Annotated in this window: 18 protein-coding genes; 2 read left to right on the plus strand and 16 right to left on the minus strand. The window is 37.2% G+C overall.

Annotated elements, in window-relative coordinates:
* Positions 1–131: 131 nt before the first annotated feature.
* The 3 genes from NIZ91_16395 to NIZ91_16405 all read right to left on the minus strand — a co-directional run bounded on the left by NIZ91_16395 (position 132) and on the right by NIZ91_16405 (position 3,368).
* Positions 132–1,172, minus strand: a complete 1,041-nt coding sequence (locus tag NIZ91_16395; protein ID USY54313.1) for an NAD(P)H-dependent glycerol-3-phosphate dehydrogenase — start codon at positions 1,170–1,172, stop codon at positions 132–134.
* A gap of 17 nt (positions 1,173–1,189) precedes the next feature.
* The gene (gene der / locus NIZ91_16400; protein USY54314.1) at positions 1,190–2,500 is read right to left on the minus strand and encodes a ribosome biogenesis GTPase Der; all 1,311 of its coding nucleotides are present in this window, start codon (positions 2,498–2,500) and stop codon (positions 1,190–1,192) included.
* 250 nt (positions 2,501–2,750) lie between these two features.
* Positions 2,751–3,368: a hypothetical protein gene (locus NIZ91_16405; protein ID USY54315.1), complete on the minus strand. Its 618-nt coding sequence runs from the start codon at positions 3,366–3,368 to the stop codon at positions 2,751–2,753.
* 120 nt (positions 3,369–3,488) lie between these two features.
* Between NIZ91_16405 and NIZ91_16410 the strand changes: the two genes are divergently transcribed.
* Complete coding sequence (locus NIZ91_16410) at positions 3,489–3,626, plus strand: YpzI family protein (protein ID USY54316.1); 138 nt, start codon at positions 3,489–3,491, stop codon at positions 3,624–3,626.
* A 320-nt stretch (positions 3,627–3,946) separates the two neighbouring features.
* Here the strand turns inward: NIZ91_16410 and NIZ91_16415 are convergent, their stop codons facing one another.
* The 10 genes from NIZ91_16415 to prsW all read right to left on the minus strand — a co-directional run bounded on the left by NIZ91_16415 (position 3,947) and on the right by prsW (position 13,335).
* On the minus strand, positions 3,947–5,155 hold the full coding sequence (locus tag NIZ91_16415) for an MFS transporter (GenBank protein ID USY54317.1): 1,209 nt from the start codon (positions 5,153–5,155) through the stop codon (positions 3,947–3,949).
* A 166-nt stretch (positions 5,156–5,321) separates the two neighbouring features.
* Positions 5,322–6,371, minus strand: coding sequence for a type 2 isopentenyl-diphosphate Delta-isomerase (gene fni, locus NIZ91_16420; protein ID USY54318.1), 1,050 nt, complete (start codon positions 6,369–6,371; stop codon positions 5,322–5,324).
* Positions 6,372–6,383: 12 nt separating this feature from the next.
* Positions 6,384–7,520 (minus strand): 30S ribosomal protein S1, encoded by a 1,137-nt coding sequence (gene rpsA, locus NIZ91_16425; protein USY54319.1) that lies wholly within the window; start codon positions 7,518–7,520, stop codon positions 6,384–6,386.
* A gap of 162 nt (positions 7,521–7,682) precedes the next feature.
* Positions 7,683–8,264 carry a 1-acyl-sn-glycerol-3-phosphate acyltransferase gene (locus tag NIZ91_16430; GenBank protein ID USY54320.1) on the minus strand — a complete coding sequence of 194 codons (582 nt, stop codon included), beginning with the start codon at positions 8,262–8,264 and terminating at the stop codon, positions 7,683–7,685.
* On the minus strand, positions 8,261–8,941 hold the full coding sequence (gene cmk / locus NIZ91_16435; protein USY54321.1) for a (d)CMP kinase: 681 nt from the start codon (positions 8,939–8,941) through the stop codon (positions 8,261–8,263). Before cmk ends, NIZ91_16430 begins: the two co-directional genes overlap by 4 nt.
* 120 nt (positions 8,942–9,061) lie before the next feature.
* On the minus strand, positions 9,062–9,238 hold the full coding sequence (locus NIZ91_16440; GenBank protein ID USY54322.1) for a YpfB family protein: 177 nt from the start codon (positions 9,236–9,238) through the stop codon (positions 9,062–9,064).
* 69 nt (positions 9,239–9,307) lie between these two features.
* On the minus strand, positions 9,308–9,958 hold the full coding sequence (locus NIZ91_16445) for a flagellar brake domain-containing protein (GenBank protein USY54323.1): 651 nt from the start codon (positions 9,956–9,958) through the stop codon (positions 9,308–9,310).
* A 169-nt stretch (positions 9,959–10,127) separates the two neighbouring features.
* Positions 10,128–11,477 (minus strand): germination protein YpeB, encoded by a 1,350-nt coding sequence (ypeB, locus tag NIZ91_16450; protein ID USY54324.1) that lies wholly within the window; start codon positions 11,475–11,477, stop codon positions 10,128–10,130.
* Positions 11,478–11,491: 14 nt separating this feature from the next.
* Positions 11,492–12,472, minus strand: a complete 981-nt coding sequence (gene sleB / locus NIZ91_16455; GenBank protein USY57198.1) for a spore cortex-lytic enzyme — start codon at positions 12,470–12,472, stop codon at positions 11,492–11,494.
* Positions 12,473–12,684: 212 nt separating this feature from the next.
* The gene (gene prsW, locus NIZ91_16460) at positions 12,685–13,335 is read right to left on the minus strand and encodes a glutamic-type intramembrane protease PrsW (protein ID USY54325.1); all 651 of its coding nucleotides are present in this window, start codon (positions 13,333–13,335) and stop codon (positions 12,685–12,687) included.
* 129 nt (positions 13,336–13,464) lie between these two features.
* Between prsW and NIZ91_16465 the strand changes: the two genes are divergently transcribed.
* Positions 13,465–14,436: an asparaginase gene (locus NIZ91_16465; GenBank protein ID USY54326.1), complete on the plus strand. Its 972-nt coding sequence runs from the start codon at positions 13,465–13,467 to the stop codon at positions 14,434–14,436.
* 32 nt (positions 14,437–14,468) lie between these two features.
* Here NIZ91_16465 and NIZ91_16470 read toward each other — a convergent pair whose 3' ends face one another.
* The 3 genes from NIZ91_16470 to NIZ91_16480 form a co-directional block, all read right to left on the minus strand.
* The gene (locus NIZ91_16470) at positions 14,469–15,437 is read right to left on the minus strand and encodes a YpdA family putative bacillithiol disulfide reductase (protein USY57199.1); all 969 of its coding nucleotides are present in this window, start codon (positions 15,435–15,437) and stop codon (positions 14,469–14,471) included.
* A gap of 154 nt (positions 15,438–15,591) precedes the next feature.
* Complete coding sequence (locus NIZ91_16475; protein USY57200.1) at positions 15,592–16,860, minus strand: Glu/Leu/Phe/Val dehydrogenase; 1,269 nt, start codon at positions 16,858–16,860, stop codon at positions 15,592–15,594.
* Between the two features lie 313 nt (positions 16,861–17,173).
* The gene (locus tag NIZ91_16480) at positions 17,174–17,779 is read right to left on the minus strand and encodes a genetic competence negative regulator (protein ID USY54327.1); all 606 of its coding nucleotides are present in this window, start codon (positions 17,777–17,779) and stop codon (positions 17,174–17,176) included.
* Positions 17,780–17,862: the final 83 nt, after the last annotated feature.

Raw genomic sequence — 17,862 nt, forward strand, 5'->3', positions numbered from 1 at the left:
GGCACTTTATTTCGGCTACAACTAAATATTCCCATGAAGAGTTCCACTCATCTTTATTTACATGTTATTTTATGCAACTACAAGTGATTCCGCATCACCAATTTACTATTTTTTCTACATTTCTTTGCAAGTTAGTTCTTTCGTTCTCCTAAAATGTTCGCTAAATCTTCCATTTCATGAGTTTTTGTACGAGACATTAAAGAATCAACAGCTGCTTTTGCACTAACATCATTAAACAATACATCATATAACGCTTGGGTAATTGGCATTTTAACACTGTACTTTTCAGCTAACTGATGGGCAGCTTTAGTTGTCCGAACACCTTCTACTACCATCCCCATACTATCTAGTACTTCTTCCAATTTGTGACCTTTACCTAGCATATTCCCTGCACGCCAATTTCTTGAGTGCACGCTTGTACACGTTACGATTAGGTCACCGATTCCAGTCAATCCTGAAAATGTAAGTGGATTTGCACCCAATATGCTACCAAGTCGCGCAATTTCTGCTAATCCACGTGTCATAAGTGCGGCTTTAGCATTATCACCATATCCAAGGCCGTCAGTGATTCCAGCAGCTAATGCAATAATATTCTTCAACGCTCCACCAATTTCTACCCCTATTATATCTGGGTTTGTGTATACGCGAAAATATTGCTGATTATTAAACAAATCTTGTACTTTTTCTGCTGCTTTCATATTCTTAGAGGACGAAGTAACAGTAGTAGGCTGCCTTCTGCTTACTTCCTCTGCATGGCTTGGTCCAGATAAAACAACTACATCCTGTAATTTAGCAGGTTCCATTTCTTGTTCAATCATTTCAGAAATGCGAAGCAGCGTATCTGGTTCAATTCCTTTACTAACATGAACAATTGTTAACGGATTGGTCGCAACATCTCCAAGACTTTGTAACACTTCACGAATTGCTTTTGTTGGAACAGCTAAAATAATCGTTTCTACTCCAAGAATTGCTTCTTCTAATGATGTGTAGCCTCGCATAGTCATTGGAAGCTCTACGCCAGGAAGGTATTTTTTATTTTCATGCATTTCATTAATACCATTAATCGTTTCCTGGCGATGTCCCCATATACGTACATCATGACCGTTATCCGCTAATACAAAGCCCAAAGCTGTGCCCCAGCTTCCTGCACCTAATACCGCAATTTTCTCCATGTCATCTGCACTCCTTTTTATTTTCTTGATCGAGCAATAATTCGAATTGGTGTTCCTTCAAATCCAAACGCTGCGCGCAGTTTGTTTTCTAAGAAACGCTCATAAGAGAAGTGAAGTAGTTCAGGATCATTTACAAAGACAACAAAGGTAGGTGGTTTAATTGCTACCTGCGTTGCATAATAAATTTTAAGACGCTTACCATTATGTGTTGGTGTTGGGTTCATCGCAACAGCGTCCATGATTACATCGTTTAAGATACTTGTTTCAACACGCATTGCATGGTTTTCATTTACCATATTAATAACTGGTAAAAGAGTATGCGTACGTTTTTTTGTTTTCGCTGATAAAAAGACAATTGGTGCATACGTTAAAAATTGGAAATGTTCACGAACATTTTCTTCAAACTTTTTCATCGTTTTATCGTCTTTTTCTACTGTATCCCACTTATTAATGACGATAACAACTGCCTTTCCTGCTTCTTGTGCATAACCGGCAATCTTTTTATCTTGTTCAATGATTCCTTCTTCTGCGTTTAATACAACTAAGACGACATCTGAACGTTCAATCGCTCGTAACGCACGAAGTACACTGTATTTCTCTGTACTCTCGTATACTTTACCGCGCTTTCTCATACCAGCTGTATCAATCACAACATATTCTTGTTCTTCTTTCGTAAACTTTGTATCAATAGCATCACGAGTCGTACCTGCAATATTACTTACAATAACGCGATCCTCACCTAGCACAGCATTTACAAGTGATGATTTCCCAACATTTGGTCGACCAATCAACGAAAATTTAACAACATCGTCTCCATAATCTTCATCTTCATCTTTTGGGAAATGCTTAGCTGCTTCGTCTAATAAGTCTCCTAGCCCCAAACCATGCGTGCCTGAAATAGGGAATGGCTCGCCATATCCTAAAGCATAGAAATCATAGATTAACTCTTTCATCTCAGGGTTATCAATTTTATTAACTGCTAATACAACGGGTTTTTTAGACTTGTATAGGATTTTTGCTACTTCTTCATCAGCTGATGTAATACCATCTCGCCCATTCGTCAAAAAGACAATAACGTCCGCTTCATCAATAGCAATTTCAGCTTGTTGCTTAATTTGCTCTAAAAACGGCTCATCTCCAATATCGATTCCCCCTGTATCAATGATATTAAAGTCCATATTAAGCCATTCAGCTGAGCTATAAATACGATCGCGCGTTACGCCTGGAATATCTTCGACAATTGATACGCGCTCTCCTACAATTCGGTTAAAAATCGTTGACTTTCCAACATTTGGTCGGCCTACAATTGCAATAATTGGTTTTGGCATGCGAATCTTTCCTTTCTTTGATCTGTTCTATGTATAAATAGCAACCTTTTGCTCATTCATTTCACAATTGAATATTTTTAATAGATAAGATCATTCTTTTTCAAAAATGGAGGTCATGCAAACATGCATGACCTCAAATTATTGCCTACTAGTCAATATCTTATTCACCTGTATGCAACAATTAAGAGTACTCTCTCAATCAAACAATTTTATCAAAAAAGCTGCTTCACAACAACAAATTTTTCAGAAATCAATTATTAGGTTTTACCGGGTTGTGCTTTTGACGCTGAAATTTCCCTAACAGCCAATCAAACTGTGATGCGAATGTCCGCACAATTTTCCAAATAAAAAGAAGCATTAGTACAGCGGCTACAAGGTCAAGGAACGTTGGTTGTCCTACAGGATAAGGCATTGAGAGACTGGTGACTATTAAGCTATACAGAAAATCTCCGCCCAACAATCCTAGCAAAATAACTATGCACCGCATATAGTCATCTTTTACTAGAAGAAAAACAATATATAAAATAATAGCTGTTAAAAGCCATTGGCGATTCACAAAGATCCATACTGGATCGTACAGCTCTAACAAGCAAAATCCTACATAGGCAAACATAACAATGAGTGAAATAAATAATACGTATAATTGCTTTGAAGCCTTAAACCTTGAAGCGTCTATACACACCATGACTAGTAAAAAAAGGTAAGTATAGCTAATGAAAAATGGTCCTACCCAGACAGACGTTGTTGATAGCATAATGCTTATCAGCAACAGCATCGACACCTTCCACCTTAAAGGCGTTTTACCCAAAAAAAATGTTGAAATAATCCACCCAATCCAAGCAAACCAATAGAATAGAAAACCTTCCATCTTCTCAACTCCCTATTCTCTCATTATGTATCAGTTTTATAAAAATTAACCGTGTGTGTAAGCATAGAAACACAAACTTCGGTAAACCTATAATAAATAAAAAATGAGGAGGTAGAGATTATGGGAAAAGATCGCCAAGAGAAAAAGTTAAAACAATCAAAGCGTGTTGAGTCAGACCGTGACCAAGGTTTGCATTACCCTGGTGCAACTAATTTACAGAGCCCTGAAGAAGCACGAGATATAAACGGACAAAAGTAAGGTGCTGATGACCTTTTCTCAGAAACGAATCATGACGTTTCTCAAGAATTGAGGTTGTAACAGCTAGTCTGTTTCATTACGCTGCAGACACTCGCTTTCCACCAGAAGGAATCTGAGCCTCCTCGTGGAAAGCGAGGTCTCAGCCTTTCCTTTAGTACTTGCAGGAGTTACGTGCCCTACGCTCTATTTTACTAGTTTTTCAAACAGGTTACTCACTTAACAAAAAAACCAAACTATAAAAAGGATTACTCCTCCATAGTTTGGATATATTACTGCCTTAAATATTTATGTCCCAGCCTTGTACCTTCATATTATATTCGTCATTTTAAAACAGGATTTGAAACAGTGTAAACAGACTTCTGTCTCCCTGTAAACAAAAAGAGCAGCGCTCCAATTAAAAGAAGTCCACCTGACAAATAAAACCCCAATTCCATGCTTTCTGAGCGATCAGCAAAATAACCAGTAATATACGGTGCAAAAATAGATGAAAGCATTCCGCTAAAGTTAAAAAATCCATACACTTTAGAATACATTGTAGAAGGCGTAATAGATGCAATGTAGGAAATTAAAATTGGGTCTAACGCTAATTTTCCAATCAGCCCATACACTACAAGTCCAACTAAAAGCCAAGCATAGCTGTTTGTGTAAGGTATAAAAAATTGACATAGTGCCCCAGCAACTGACAAACTAACAATCAACACTTTTTTATTCTGAATTCGATCAGACATATAGCCAAAGAAAATAGCCCCAGGAATAGATGCCCATGGTACCAAAGAAGCAATAATACCTGTTTCTGAAGCTTCAAGCCCTCTAGAACTTTGTAGGTAGTACGGCAACCATGTTAGCATTCCAAAAAATCCGTAAAGTGAACAAAAGATTAATATATACACTAGAATATGGTTTTTTGTAAATAGTTTTCGCAGCGGTTCTTTTTCCTTTACTTGTGCCTTACTCTCCTTAACTTTCCCATCTTCCACAAATAGTGCAATTAAAATAGCTACAATTATAGTTGGTACAGCAAAAAGATAAAAAGTGAACTGCCACCCTTTATCAAGCGTATATGTAATATAAGATGAGCCGATAAAGCCTAGTGAAATACCAAACGCCATACCGCTGTTAATCAATGCCGACACGAGCCCTCGGTACCTTTCTGAAGCGATGCTGGAAGAGATACCATACTGTGAACCATAATAAGTACCTTCTCCAAGACCAGTTAGTGCACGCATTAGCAAAAACATGCCAAACGTCGTAGCCAGGCCAGTTAAAAACGTTGCTACTCCAAATAAAATATATCCAATAACAAGCACTTTCACTCGCCCAAAACGATCTGCTAAAAAGCCAGTCGGTATCTGCATAGCCGCATAGGAAGCAAAAAATACCGTAGACATTAATCCCAATTCTGTTTTTGTCAGCCCCCACTGTTCTCCAATATCACCCATCACCGGAGATAAAATATTACGGTCTGCATACATGAAAACCCAGCCTAAAAAGAATAGAAAAATGGTTAGTACAGGATGCCCTTTTTTCATAACCACACCTCTTTTTTCTGTATTTTCAGACTATTATACCTAGTAAACGTTTTGTATTTCATTCAAGTTGTCAGGTTTCTTGCCTACCTTTTTACTATGAAGATGAAAATTCAATTAAAAAAAGAAAACAAGCACACGCTAACGTGTGCTTGTTTTCTTTTTTTAGCTATCTATTATTAAATTTTTCAATAAACACTGGTCGCTGGCGTAGCCAATCATAAGTTTCTCCCGTAATGACAAGTGGAACTTTCTGAAGCTCAGAAATAGAGGCGACACCTAACGCAACCATAATAAACGTTAACTGTTCGTGAAGCTCTAAAATCTCTTCAATGACAGCTTCTATACCCGAATTTATTAAAATAGACAGTAGATGCCCAGCTAGTCCAGCTGCTGAAGCACCTAAAGCGAGCGATTTAGCTATGTCCATTGATGTTTGAATACCCCCAGAGCCAATAATTGAAATACCATCTACACTCTGTGATACCTCTGCTAAAGATGCTGCGGTTGAAATCCCCCAATCGTTAAAAAAATGAAAATGCTTCTCACGTCTCTCATTTTCGATTTTCGAAAAATTGGTACCACCGTAGCCACCAACATCAATAATACTTACGCCAACTTCTTTTAGTTTAGCTGCCGCTGCGCCGCTCATACCGAAACCGACTTCTTTTGCTATGACAGGTACATCTAAAGCAGACACAATTTGTTCAATGCGCTTTAAAGCTCCAGTAAAGTCACGATCTCCTTCCGGCATGACTAGCTCTTGGATTACGTTTAAGTGAATTTGCATTCCATTTGCTTCAAGCATATCAACAGCTCGCTTTGCTTGATCCACTGTCGCTTCGCTTCCAAGATTAGCAAGAATAACCCCATTTGGATTTTCTTGTCTTACTACTCGATATGTTTTTTCTTCTTCTTCATTTTTAATTGCAGCCATCTGCGAACCTACAGCCATCGCTAAACCACAAGCGTTAGAAACCCTTGCTAGAGAGCGGTTAATGTCTTCCGTCTCTAATCCACCGCCGCCAGTCATTGCATTGATAAAAATTGGCGAACTCAGTGAAAGTTCGCCAATTTTTGTATTTAACTGGACATCTTTTACGCTTTTATCTGGCAAAGTGTTATGCACAAACTGAATGTCGTCGAGTCCGTGTAAGCGATGTTGTCCGGTGTGGATCGCATGATGAATGTGATCGATTTTTCGTTTCGCTCTACTCACCAAACATCACCATTATTTTAATTTTTTTAATTGATCTCCAATCATGTCGCCTAATTGAAAACCTTTTGATTCTTCTTGAAGATTGTAGTCACCGTAATCCAGTGGTTCTTCTTCCTCAAGATCACGAATGCTTAATGAAATTCGACGTTCGCCTTCGCTCACATCTAATACCTTTACTTTAACCTTTTCTCCTTCAGTTAATACTTCATGAGGAGTACCAATATGTTTGTGAGAAATGTGAGAAATGTGTACAAGCCCTTCTACACCAGGTAATATCTCTACAAAAGCTCCGAACGATACTAAGCGACGAACAGTTCCGTCGACTACATCACCTTGTTTGAGCTTTGAAGAAATATTGTCCCATGGTCCCTCAAGCGTATCTTTAATTGATAAAGAAATACGTCCGTTTCCTTTATCAACTGATAGTACTTTTACCTTCACACTATCCCCTTCTTTTACTACATCAGAGGGCTTTTCTACTCGTTCGTGTGAAAGTTGAGAGATGTGAACAAGGCCATCAACGCCTCCAACATCAACAAAAGCTCCAAAATCTGTTAAGCGCTGCACGGTTCCTTCAAGTACCTGACCTTCTGCTAAAGAACTAAGAGCTGTTTGTTTCTTTTGTGCGTTTTCTTCTTCAACAACAGCACGGTGTGATAGGATAATACGATTTTTTTCACGATCGAGTTCTACTACTTTAACTGTTAACCTTTGGTCTTGGTAACCAGCAAAATCATCAACAAAATGCGCTTCAACTAAAGATGCAGGAATAAATCCTCGCACACCAATGTCTGCTACTAACCCACCTTTAACAACTTCCTTTACAACAGCTTCAAATACTTCGCCTGTGCTTAGTTTTTTTTCTAAATCATCCCAAGCTTTCTCGGCATCGACTGCCTTCTTAGACAAAACTAACAGCTCTTCTTCAACTTTAATTACTTTTGCTTGAATCTCTGTACCTTCTTTAATTACATCACTTGCTTTTTCAATATGTAAACTTGATAATTCACTAATTGGAATAACACCATCTAACTTACTATTGGAAACTTCAACCAGAACTTGCTTATCTTCAACTTTCGTTACAGTTCCAGTTACAATTTCGCCAACTTCTAATGCTTTTACTTCTACTTGATTCATATCTTCTACCATCGTCTTTTCCTCCTTCAATATCTAGCAGCAATATATTTTCAGATAAAAAGCAGCGAAGCTCTTATCACTATATATCCTTGTATCTATTTTTGTATAGAAAAAACTCTCTTTGTTACTAACTTCTAATAAATAGAATCTTTTGTCAAGCGAAAAGCTTATGAACTATTGGTATTTTTCAATCAATTTAGCAATTTCACTCATAATTGCTTCCGTCACTTCATCAGCAGATGCACGACGTTCTCTAAATTCTGACATATCCAATGGTTTTCCATATACTACTTTCACTTTGGAAAATGCTTTATATGGACCAATAATTGCACAAGGTACAACATCAGCTGTAGAACGCAATGCAAAAAAACCTACCCCTGCTAATCCTTTTTTTAGCTTACCGTCTTTGCTTCTTGTTCCTTCAGGAAAAAGTCCAAGCACTTTCCCTTCTTTTAGAATCCCCAACCCTTTTCTCAGAGCTTCACGATCTCCCATGCCACGCTTTACTGGAAATGTTTCTAATTTAGGTAAAATGGTTTTTAAGATGGGTGCGTCAAATAATTCTGCTTTGGCCATGAATGAAATTGGGCGAGGACACGTAATTCCTACGGTAGGCGGATCTAGGTTATCAATATGATTTGAGCACAGTAATACCCCACCTTCTGATGGGATATTCTCTGTGCCAATTACTTCATAACGATAGACAGGCTTTAATATACCGCGTACTACTGAACGTGCAAATGTATAAAAGCTCACAGCATTCCAACCCTTTCATGCGTAATAGAAAGTATTTTTTCAACGACACCTTCAATTGACAATGCTGTTGTATCGATTTCAATTGCATCATCCGCTTTTTTCAAAGGTGCGACTTCACGCTCTGAATCAATTTTGTCTCGTCGGGCAATGTCAATCTTATGCTGTTCTAGATTAGATGGAAAGCCTTTTCTCACATTCTCTTCATGACGACGCTGAGCTCGCTCTTCCACTGATGCAAGTAAAAAGATTTTCACTTCTGCATGAGGAAGCACATGCGTGCCAATATCACGTCCATCCATTACGACGCCTCCGTTTTGAGCTAACTTCTGCTGGCGAACGACCATTTCTTCACGTACCAATCGGTGTTTAGCAACGATTGATACTGAATTTGTTACCTCTGCTGAACGGATGTCGTTTGTAACTTCTTTACCATTTACACTAACAACTTGTCCATTTTCCGAAGGCTTCAGTTCAATTTCTGTTTTATTTAATAAACGAAGTAACGCTTCTTCGCTTTCTAATTCAATCCCTTGCTGCTGAGCTTGATACGTAAGTGCACGATACATCGCACCTGTGTCTACATAAATATATGATAAATTTTCTGCTATAATCTTTGCTACTGTACTTTTACCAGCCGCAGCAGGTCCATCAATAGCAATTGAAATTTGCTTTTCCATAAATCCTCCTTGACGTGCTAACAAGAACATATTTTTCATTCATTTCTTTTTACACGAAAAAAAAGAGCAGGTTGTCCCCTGCTTTTTTAATCATTATTTTTATTTTATCATATCGCCGCTTTACTGGTCGAACGTTTCAATAATTTTGTTGAAATTATTTTTTGCTACTCCTTCATACTGTATAACTTTAGAAAAATAAGTTGTGTGTTCGCTGTAAAATAAAAGAGCTTGAGCAGTAAACAAAAAAAAGAACTGTACAATAACAAATTTTATCAGTAAATTTTCAATACGCTTCATGTTAATCTCTCATTCCACTATTGTATTTACATACTAGTTTGGAACGAACAGACTTAATTTATACTTATTTTATAACAATCCCTTTCTTCTTAATTCAAGCTGCCGTTTTAACGTATAGCGCATTAGTAGTTGTTTTGCTTTTATACTTGCGCTCAAAAACTCTACGGATAACTGTCCATGCTGTTCGTTAATTGGCTGTTCAATGCGTACAAGCTTACCTTGCAACTCAAGAGTTACCTCTTTTTCTTCATACTTCAATAGTAAACCTATCTTAACTTCTTCATTCACTTTAAAATCACTTCTTTCAAACAAATGAATACAAACTCCCCCGGCACTTAAATCTTTGGTAAAGCTTTGCAATGAACCCTCCTTTTCACCATCTTTCTTCATAACTACTGTTAGCGTTACAGGAACACGAAAGAAATTTCTTCTCTGTACAGCTTCTAAATACTTGTCCCCTGGATAATCTAATTCGATAATAGGTATATCTTTAATCGCTCGATTTTTCACTTCTGTTGAGAATCCATAAACACTTTTATCTTCCCCTATAAACATTGCATTTAATTTTGTCCCTTTCATTAAAAAAGCGGTTTTTTTGGTCTTTTCATTAAGTGGATAATCGATTATTAACTTATGCTCTGTGCAATCAACCACTTTACATCGATAGGTGATTTCACCTTCTTCATTTTCCAGTTTAAGCGGCATTCCAACTTTAATCATATAAAAGCCCCCCATATCATTAGTAGACCTACTATTAAAAATAGTAAAATGTACTTACTTTGTAAATACATTTAGTCTTATATACTTATTTAACATCCAATAAATTACACATCATTTATACAAAATTAGAAAAGCCTTCAAGTATTTTTCATACTTGAAGGCTTTTTGATTAAACCTCATCATAGATTGGTTCAGCGTTTTGTAATTTGTCTACCTTCTCTTCATAACCTGTTTTTGCATTTACAAAGATTCGATACGTATCGTCATTAATTGTGCCAAGAAACTCATAACACAATACCTCTTCCTGTAAATCATTTTCAATAATGGCTAGGCGATCTTCCATAACTTTAAGATTTGGATTTAACTTTGACCTTGCTTCTTCTTTTGTAATCGTTGGTTCAGGAATATCTCGTGTGCGGTGTCTCAATAAAAACTCTTTTGCTGAGAACCCCGCTACTGTTCCATCATCTAGCGCCATTTTCATTTTTACAGCATCCGGATAGATACGCACTCCACTTTCAGTTTCTTCAACGAATGTAAAGACACCAAGGTTATCGTACTGAGCGCTCTCCGACATTACAAGGCTCTCAAAACGATGATCTTTTAAAAATTTATTAGCTTTTTCCATTGCCTCGTTTAAGCTAATATTTTGCTTTTTAACATCTCTGTTTTCTAGCACCCAAATCGGATATCCACCTTTTTTCGTAATATCCATATAAATCTCTTGCTTTGTTGAAGGGTCTTTAATTGTTAAGCTGTAAAAAGGATAATTAGCTCCTTTACCACTTTCAACAATGCGCATTTCTTCTTTTCCTTTTAAGTCTAAAAATGATCGTGCTACTTCTTTTGCAACTCTTTCATCCACTTCACGACCTTTAAGCTGGTTAAAAGCTTTCTTCTCTTCTTCATTTGATGTATTGGTAATACCCAAGTCTGACTCAGCATAGGAATCCATGCTCTTTTCAACCGTTTTCAATCCATCAATAATGGTATTGTCACCCTGCTTTTCCTTTGTTGCTAAAGCTAGTTCCACATCCATCCACCTTAAATTATTATCAATAACCAAATGCTGAACTGTACGCATTTCGTTCTGAATTTCAGATGACTTTTCATAAAGAGAGTTTAATGTTTTATACTCTTTATCTGTGAGTGGAGATTTACTGAGATCTCGAACCGCTACCTCGTACGCAAAATCGCCAATATCGGATAAAAACTCTTCCGTTTTATTAAAAGGTAATAGCGCAAGTGGCAGTTGTCCTACATTGCTATGTGCTTCTGAAGTTAAACGCCATACTTCTGCAAGCGCCGGCGATAACTGATCTCGCGAACTCATCGCTAACGTCCCACCAATTTTATCATTTAATAAATCAAGCTCGTACGATAAATCATGAAACGCTCGCTGATACGTATTTTCGGCTTGTAATAAAACTGCATCTTTTTCTTGATGCTCTGTATACCCCCAGTATCCGACTCCTACCACACCAACTGCTAAAATTGTAATTAAAATTGTTCGAATCATTATTATCACCTCTCTTAATTACAGAAAATGTGTTTACCGATTTGTTTAATTTGCGGTCTTGACCAAATCCATGCACTCGTTGCTGTATCCGGATTAAAATAGTACATTGCGTTACCTGTTGGATCCCAGCCATTAATGGCGTCCAATACAGCTCTTTTTGCTGTTTCATTTGGTTCAAGCCAAATTTGGCCATCTGCTACGGCTGTAAAAGCTCTTGGTTCAAAAATAACTCCTGCCACCGTATTTGGAAATGTAGGGCTGTTAACTCGATTTAAAATAACCGCTGCTACAGCCACCTGCCCATTATACGGCTCACCCCTTGACTCTCCATATACAGCATTGGCCATTAGCTGTATATCATTTTGTGAGAATCCATTTGGAACATTTAAAGCCGTAGGTTTTTGCGCTGTTTCTTGCTGTTGTTCACTGCCTCCATTGGTAGCAGCGTTATTATTTTGACTTTGTTGAGGAGTAGCTTGATTGTTATTTCTGCCTGCTGATTGCTGCTGTCCTCGTGACTGTTGTTGCTGATTTCCTGATTGTTGGCCTGCTGACTGCTGACGCTGATTTCCTGATTGTTGGCCTGCCGACTGCTGACGTTGACTTTCTGATTGTGATTTTGCGTTTCTTTGTACATTGTTCTGATTCGACTTTGATGAAGAACCCTTTTGTTTATCAATTGGAACTCCACCGTAATGCGTAAACTTGTTTCCTTTTTTCAACTCAGTCTTTACATGATACTCATAATATTTTGTTACGTCTGCTAACTTTTGTTTGGTTTGCGCTCCGGCTAATCCATCAATCTTTTTTATACCAAACTCATACTGAAAATTTCGAAGTGCCCAGTACGTACTCCATCCAAAAACACCGTCGATTTTCCCATTATAAAAGCCGATGTACTGTAAACGAGACTGTAATTCAATAACGTCTTCCCCTACTGCACCCTGTTGAATGACTTGATTGGTAAAAGCTGATGAAGACTGCGGATTAATCATTGTTATTGCTAATAAAGAACATACGCAAGCTGAACAAATATACTTTGTAATTCGTCCCATTAAAAACATTCCATAACCTCCTACATCGTATGTAAGTGATAAGATGATAGGAGTATTTTTTGTAAAGGATGTTTTTTTATACAGGCTAGGAGAAATTTACCCAAATAAAACAAAAAACGTAGCTTTCTTAATCAGAAAGCTACGTCCTTTTATTAAGCAATAAATACCTTTTTTGCTTGCTTTACTTTACGTAATCCCAACCACCATAAATAAATCATGAATGGAATAATAATAAAAATCCAATTATCCATTGTGATGATAATATAATCATAAACGCCATGTAATAAAAATGGTGTAACGATTGAATATAAGGTCCATTTTATTTTTTCATTTCCTTTTGAAAATTTTGCTTTTCCTAAGTAATAACCCATAATAACTCCAAATAAGGCATGACTAGAAACCGGTAGAATCGCTCGACCAATCGCTGATTCTAAACCGTTAGCAAACAAGTAAAAGATATTTTCAACAGTAGCAAATCCCAATGAAACAGAAACACCATATACAATGCCATCATAATGCTCATCAAACTCAACGTGTTGATATACCGTAAAAAACAAAATAAACCATTTAAAAAATTCCTCTAAGAAACTGGTGGAAACGAATGCTTCTAAAAAAGGAGAATGAAACAAGTTTTCTTCTTGAAGCACATATTGGATAAACATAATCGGCAACACAAGCATCGCGCCAAAAATGAAAGTTTTGAAGACCATTGAAATTGGTTCGGTTTCGTACTCATCTTTTAAATAAAAAAAGCTGAGTAATGCTAATCCAGGCGCAATACCTGCAGATAAAATCGCTAACATAAAGCAGCGCCTCTTTTCATCTGTTTTTTTCCATCGTATCATGTTATTGTTAGAAAGAAAATCATTTATCTACTACCTAATTGAAAGTAGCAAAGACTTTTAACAATTCAATAACGAAAGGATGTCATTATGAAAACTCTTTATATTATTCACACCGGTGGAACTATTTCAATGAAAGAGGATGCTCAAACTGGCGCAGTAAAACCTGATGATCATAATCCTTTACAACACTCCACACCGTCAATAGCTAGCTTAGCAAACATAATTGTCGAGGAAGTGTTTCATTTACCTTCACCTCACGTTACACCAAAAGAAATGCTTACGTTAGCGAAAAAAATTGAGCAAAAAATTGAGACTGACCAAATTGATGGCGTCGTAATTACACATGGTACTGATACGCTTGAAGAAACCGCTTACTTCTTAGACTTAACAACTAAAACGGATATTCCAATTGTATTAACGGGTGCAATGCGCTCCAGCAATGAAATTGGATCTGATGGCCCTTATAACTTTATTTCTGCAGTGCGCGTAGCTTCAAGTGATGCTGCTAAAGGAAAAGGCGTTCTCGTGGTCATGAACGATGAAATCCATACGGCTAAAAACGTGACTAAAACACATACAAGCAATGTAGCTACATTCCAAAGCCCTCAATATGGACCAATTGGAATTGTAACAAAGCAAGGCATCTCATTTCATCATATGCCTACAGAGCATGAATTTTATCCTGTAGATAATATTGACAAGCAGGTTGTTTTACTGAAAGCTTATGCAGGTATGGATGAACAGATTTTTCAATCATTAGCCTCCTTACATATTGATGGCTTAATCATTGAAGCACTTGGGCAAGGAAATTTACCTCCCCGCACCTTACAAGGTTTACAACAACTATTGGATAAAAACATTCCAATTGTACTGGTATCTCGTTGCTTTAATGGTATTGCACAGGATGTATATGGATATGAAGGTGGAGGAAAGCATTTAAAGGAACTAGGTATGATTTTCTCAAATGGGCTCAACGGTCAAAAAGCAAGAATTAAATTGTTAGTTGCTCTTCAAAGCTCTTCAAATCAAGAAGAAATTCAAGAAATCTTTCATCATTAATAGAAAAAGACAACCATAATGGTGTTACACCATTATGGTTGTCTGCTTGCTAGATATTCAGCAATTTGCCTTCCATGAAAACGCCCATTTTCGATGAAGATTTCATTTGCATTATTTCCTGCTGCAATTACCCCTGCAATAAAAATACCCTGCACATTTGTTTCCATTGTATCAGGATCAAACAGCGGACGACCTGATTCAAAATCAATCTCAATACCCATTTTCTCTAAGAATGAATGATCTGGATGATAACCGGTCATCGCAAAGACAAAATCATTTGGAATTGTAATTTCATCTTTTCCATTCGAATACGTTACCGTGTGTTCATCGATACGAGTAACAACTGCATCAAAAATCATTTCGATGATGCCGTTTCGTACCAAGGCTTCAAATTCTGGTAATATCCAAGGTTTCACACTTTTTGAATATTCTGTCCCTCGATAAATAACTGTCACACGAGCGTCTGCTTTTACTAGTTCCAATGCTGCATCCACACTGGAATTTTTACCACCAATTACAACTACATCTTGATTAAAGTATGGGTGCCCTTCTTTAAAATAGTGATGGACTTTCGATAAATTTTCACCAGGCACGCTCATATAGTTAGGTGAATCATAATAGCCAGTTGCAACAATAACATACTCTGCTTCGTACTCACCTTTTGAAGTGGTAACAACAAATTGTCCTCCATTGTTCTTTTGTACATGTTTTACAAGTTCAAACGAGTGAATTCGTAATTTTTTGCGTTTAACTACTTCACGATAGTAAGCAAGAGCTTGGTTTCGAACTGGTTTTCTGTTTTCTGTAATAAATGGAACATTTCCAATCTCTAACTTCTCACTTGAACTAAAAAAAGTCTGATGGGTAGGGTAATTGTAGATGGCATTTACAATGTTCCCTTTCTCAATGACAAGGGCATTGATGCCGATAGCCTGCAGTTCCAGTGCTGCAGAAAGTCCACAAGGTCCCCCTCCGATAATGATTGCTGTTTCTTTTTCCAAACTACTCACTCCTTTACTTCCAACGAACTTTAGCGTTGCACCAAGCTCTCTTTCAACTCCATTGGTTTCTACTAAGTAAATTATCTTTACGCACAAAAAAATCTCCTATCTTATGATAGGAGATTTTTTATAAATACGCAAATCTTTCTACTTATTAAATCCAGCCTCTAAAGCGCGATGCTTCAGCCATTTTACGTACGCCTACCATGTAAGCAGCCAAGCGCATATCAACCTTACGTGTTGTCGACGTTTCGTAAATAGTATTAAAGGATTTAACCATTACTTTTTCTAGTTTTTCTTCTACTTCTTCTTCTGTCCAATAATAACCCTGATTATTTTGAACCCATTCAAAGTAAGAAACCGTAACGCCTCCAGCGCTAGCTAATACATCAGGCACAAGCAAGATGCCACGCTCAGACAGAATACGAGTTGCTTCTAATGTAGTTGGTCCATTTGCTGCTTCTACAACAATACTTGCTCGGATTTTATCAGCATTTTCTTCTGTAATTTGGTTTTCAATTGCTGCCGGAACAAGAATATCACAATCCAGTTCTAATAATTCTTTGTTACTAATTGTTGTATTAAATAACTTTGTTACCGTACCAAAACTATCTCGGCGATCTAATAGATAGTCAATGTCTAAACCGTTCTCGTCATGCAAAGCACCATATGCATCCGAAATACCGATAATTTTAGCTCCTGCATCATGCATAAATTTCGCTAAAAAGCTTCCGGCATTTCCAAAACCTTGCACCACGACTCTTGCACCTTTTAAATCAATTCCACGTTTTTTAGCCGCTTCTCTTATACAGATTGTAACCCCTTTAGCTGTTGCTGTTTCACGTCCGTGAGAACCTCCTAAGACAAGCGGTTTACCTGTGATAAAACCTGGTGAATTAAATTCATCAATTCGACTGTATTCATCCATCATCCAGGCCATAATTTGCGAATTCGTAAACACGTCTGGTGCTGGAATATCTTTTGTTGGACCTACAATCTGACTAATTGCTCTTACATATCCACGACTTAACTTTTCTAATTCTCCAAACGACATGTTACGAGGGTCACATACAATTCCACCTTTTCCCCCGCCATAAGGTAAATCGACAATCCCACATTTTAAACTCATCCAAATAGAAAGAGCTTTCACTTCTTTTTCTGTTACATTTGGATGAAAGCGAATTCCACCTTTTGTGGGACCAACAGCATCGTTATGCTGAGCGCGGTAACCTGTAAAGATTTTAACCGAACCATCATCCATTTTGACAGGAATTTTCACCGTCATCATGCGAAGTGGTTCCCTTAACAATTCATATACTTCCTCAGGATAGCCCAATTTCTCCAACGCCTTATGTATGACCGTTTGAGTAGATTTTAACACATCATTTTTCTCTTCTTGTCGATTGCTTTTGCTTTCTTGCATTTTGTCGGCTACCATCTGTAAACCTCCTAAAGTGGATCAAAAAATTAGTAATTCATTAATTTGGTGCATCTTTCATGACATAGTATACACCCTTACTTTTACAATGCAAAGGGAAATATGAAAGTTTTATGATATTTTGTAGGACAAAACGAAAACGCTTCCAATTAATTGTGTAATCATCATAATTTTTACTATTTTTCGCAAGACCATGTGAGGTAAATCCCTAAAAAAACTCCTTTTATTGCCGCAGGTTTATGTAACACCTATAGCAATAAAAGGAGCTGTTACATTTGAATGTACCTTTGCTCTAAGTTTATGAAAAAGTATCTGCAATATACGAAAGAGCTTGATTATGAATTAGCTGCTTTCCATACTCCTGTACACGATGTTTCGTAATCGTAGAAGGGTTTCCGTACTCTGCTAATAACGCTATAATATTTCCAATCTCTTTCATCGTCAGTTTTTCTTCTCCTACTAACACATAAAACCGATTTTCAAACGAATAGAGAATGGTTTCAATATCGTAATGCTCATTAATCCGTTTTGCTAGTTGAATAACGTCTTCAAACGTTTGAAACTCAAAGAATAAATCGTGACTCTCATCCAACATCACTTGCATCTCGATAAATTCTTCATACATATCTTCATGGTCATCCATAATTTCCATTTCATCTTGACTATCTTGTTTCGTCACAAACACGACCATTCCCTGAGCTTGAAGGGAAAAAATCTCTACTGAAAGCGAGCTTGTCGGTTCAAAATTCAATTCTTTGGACGCCTGCTCAATCATCTCACGAAACAGCTGTTTAACCTTAAATGTATCAGTCCACAAATCTTCTTTTGTGAGTCCTCGCTCTTTTAAATCATCGTACGTGACAAAGACTTTTAACTTATTATAATTTAAACGCTCAAGTCTCATTTGCGTCCCTCCCCGCTTGCACTCATAACCACATGGTTTGATAATGCAGTATATGTACCTTCTAGAAAACGGTTCGTGATGTT

The sequence above is a fragment of the Bacillus sp. 1780r2a1 genome (assembly GCA_024134725.1).
GTDB lineage: Bacteria > Bacillota > Bacilli > Bacillales > Bacillaceae_H > Priestia > Priestia aryabhattai_A.

Excerpts from the sequence above, each read along its gene's own strand:
- NIZ91_16475 (USY57200.1), bottom strand. The coding sequence starts at position 16,860 with ATGCAAGAAAGCAAAAGCAATCGACAAGAAGAGAAAAATGATGTGTTA.
- rpsA (USY54319.1), bottom strand. The coding sequence starts at position 7,520 with ATGGTAGAAGATATGAATCAAGTAGAAGTAAAAGCATTAGAAGTTGGC.
- prsW (USY54325.1), bottom strand. The coding sequence starts at position 13,335 with ATGTTAGCGATTTTATCTGCAGGTATTGCGCCTGGATTAGCATTACTC.
- NIZ91_16440 (USY54322.1), bottom strand. The coding sequence starts at position 9,238 with ATGAAGCGTATTGAAAATTTACTGATAAAATTTGTTATTGTACAGTTC.
- NIZ91_16410 (USY54316.1), top strand. The coding sequence starts at position 3,489 with ATGGGAAAAGATCGCCAAGAGAAAAAGTTAAAACAATCAAAGCGTGTT.
- NIZ91_16445 (USY54323.1), bottom strand. The coding sequence starts at position 9,958 with ATGATTAAAGTTGGAATGCCGCTTAAACTGGAAAATGAAGAAGGTGAA.
- sleB (USY57198.1), bottom strand. The coding sequence starts at position 12,472 with ATGATTAATCCGCAGTCTTCATCAGCTTTTACCAATCAAGTCATTCAA.
- NIZ91_16395 (USY54313.1), bottom strand. The coding sequence starts at position 1,172 with ATGGAGAAAATTGCGGTATTAGGTGCAGGAAGCTGGGGCACAGCTTTG.
- NIZ91_16465 (USY54326.1), top strand. The coding sequence starts at position 13,465 with ATGAAAACTCTTTATATTATTCACACCGGTGGAACTATTTCAATGAAA.
- NIZ91_16405 (USY54315.1), bottom strand. The coding sequence starts at position 3,368 with ATGGAAGGTTTTCTATTCTATTGGTTTGCTTGGATTGGGTGGATTATT.
- NIZ91_16415 (USY54317.1), bottom strand. The coding sequence starts at position 5,155 with ATGAAAAAAGGGCATCCTGTACTAACCATTTTTCTATTCTTTTTAGGC.
- ypeB (USY54324.1), bottom strand. The coding sequence starts at position 11,477 with ATGATTCGAACAATTTTAATTACAATTTTAGCAGTTGGTGTGGTAGGA.
- cmk (USY54321.1), bottom strand. The coding sequence starts at position 8,941 with ATGGAAAAGCAAATTTCAATTGCTATTGATGGACCTGCTGCGGCTGGT.
- der (USY54314.1), bottom strand. The coding sequence starts at position 2,500 with ATGCCAAAACCAATTATTGCAATTGTAGGCCGACCAAATGTTGGAAAG.
- NIZ91_16480 (USY54327.1), bottom strand. The coding sequence starts at position 17,779 with ATGAGACTTGAGCGTTTAAATTATAATAAGTTAAAAGTCTTTGTCACG.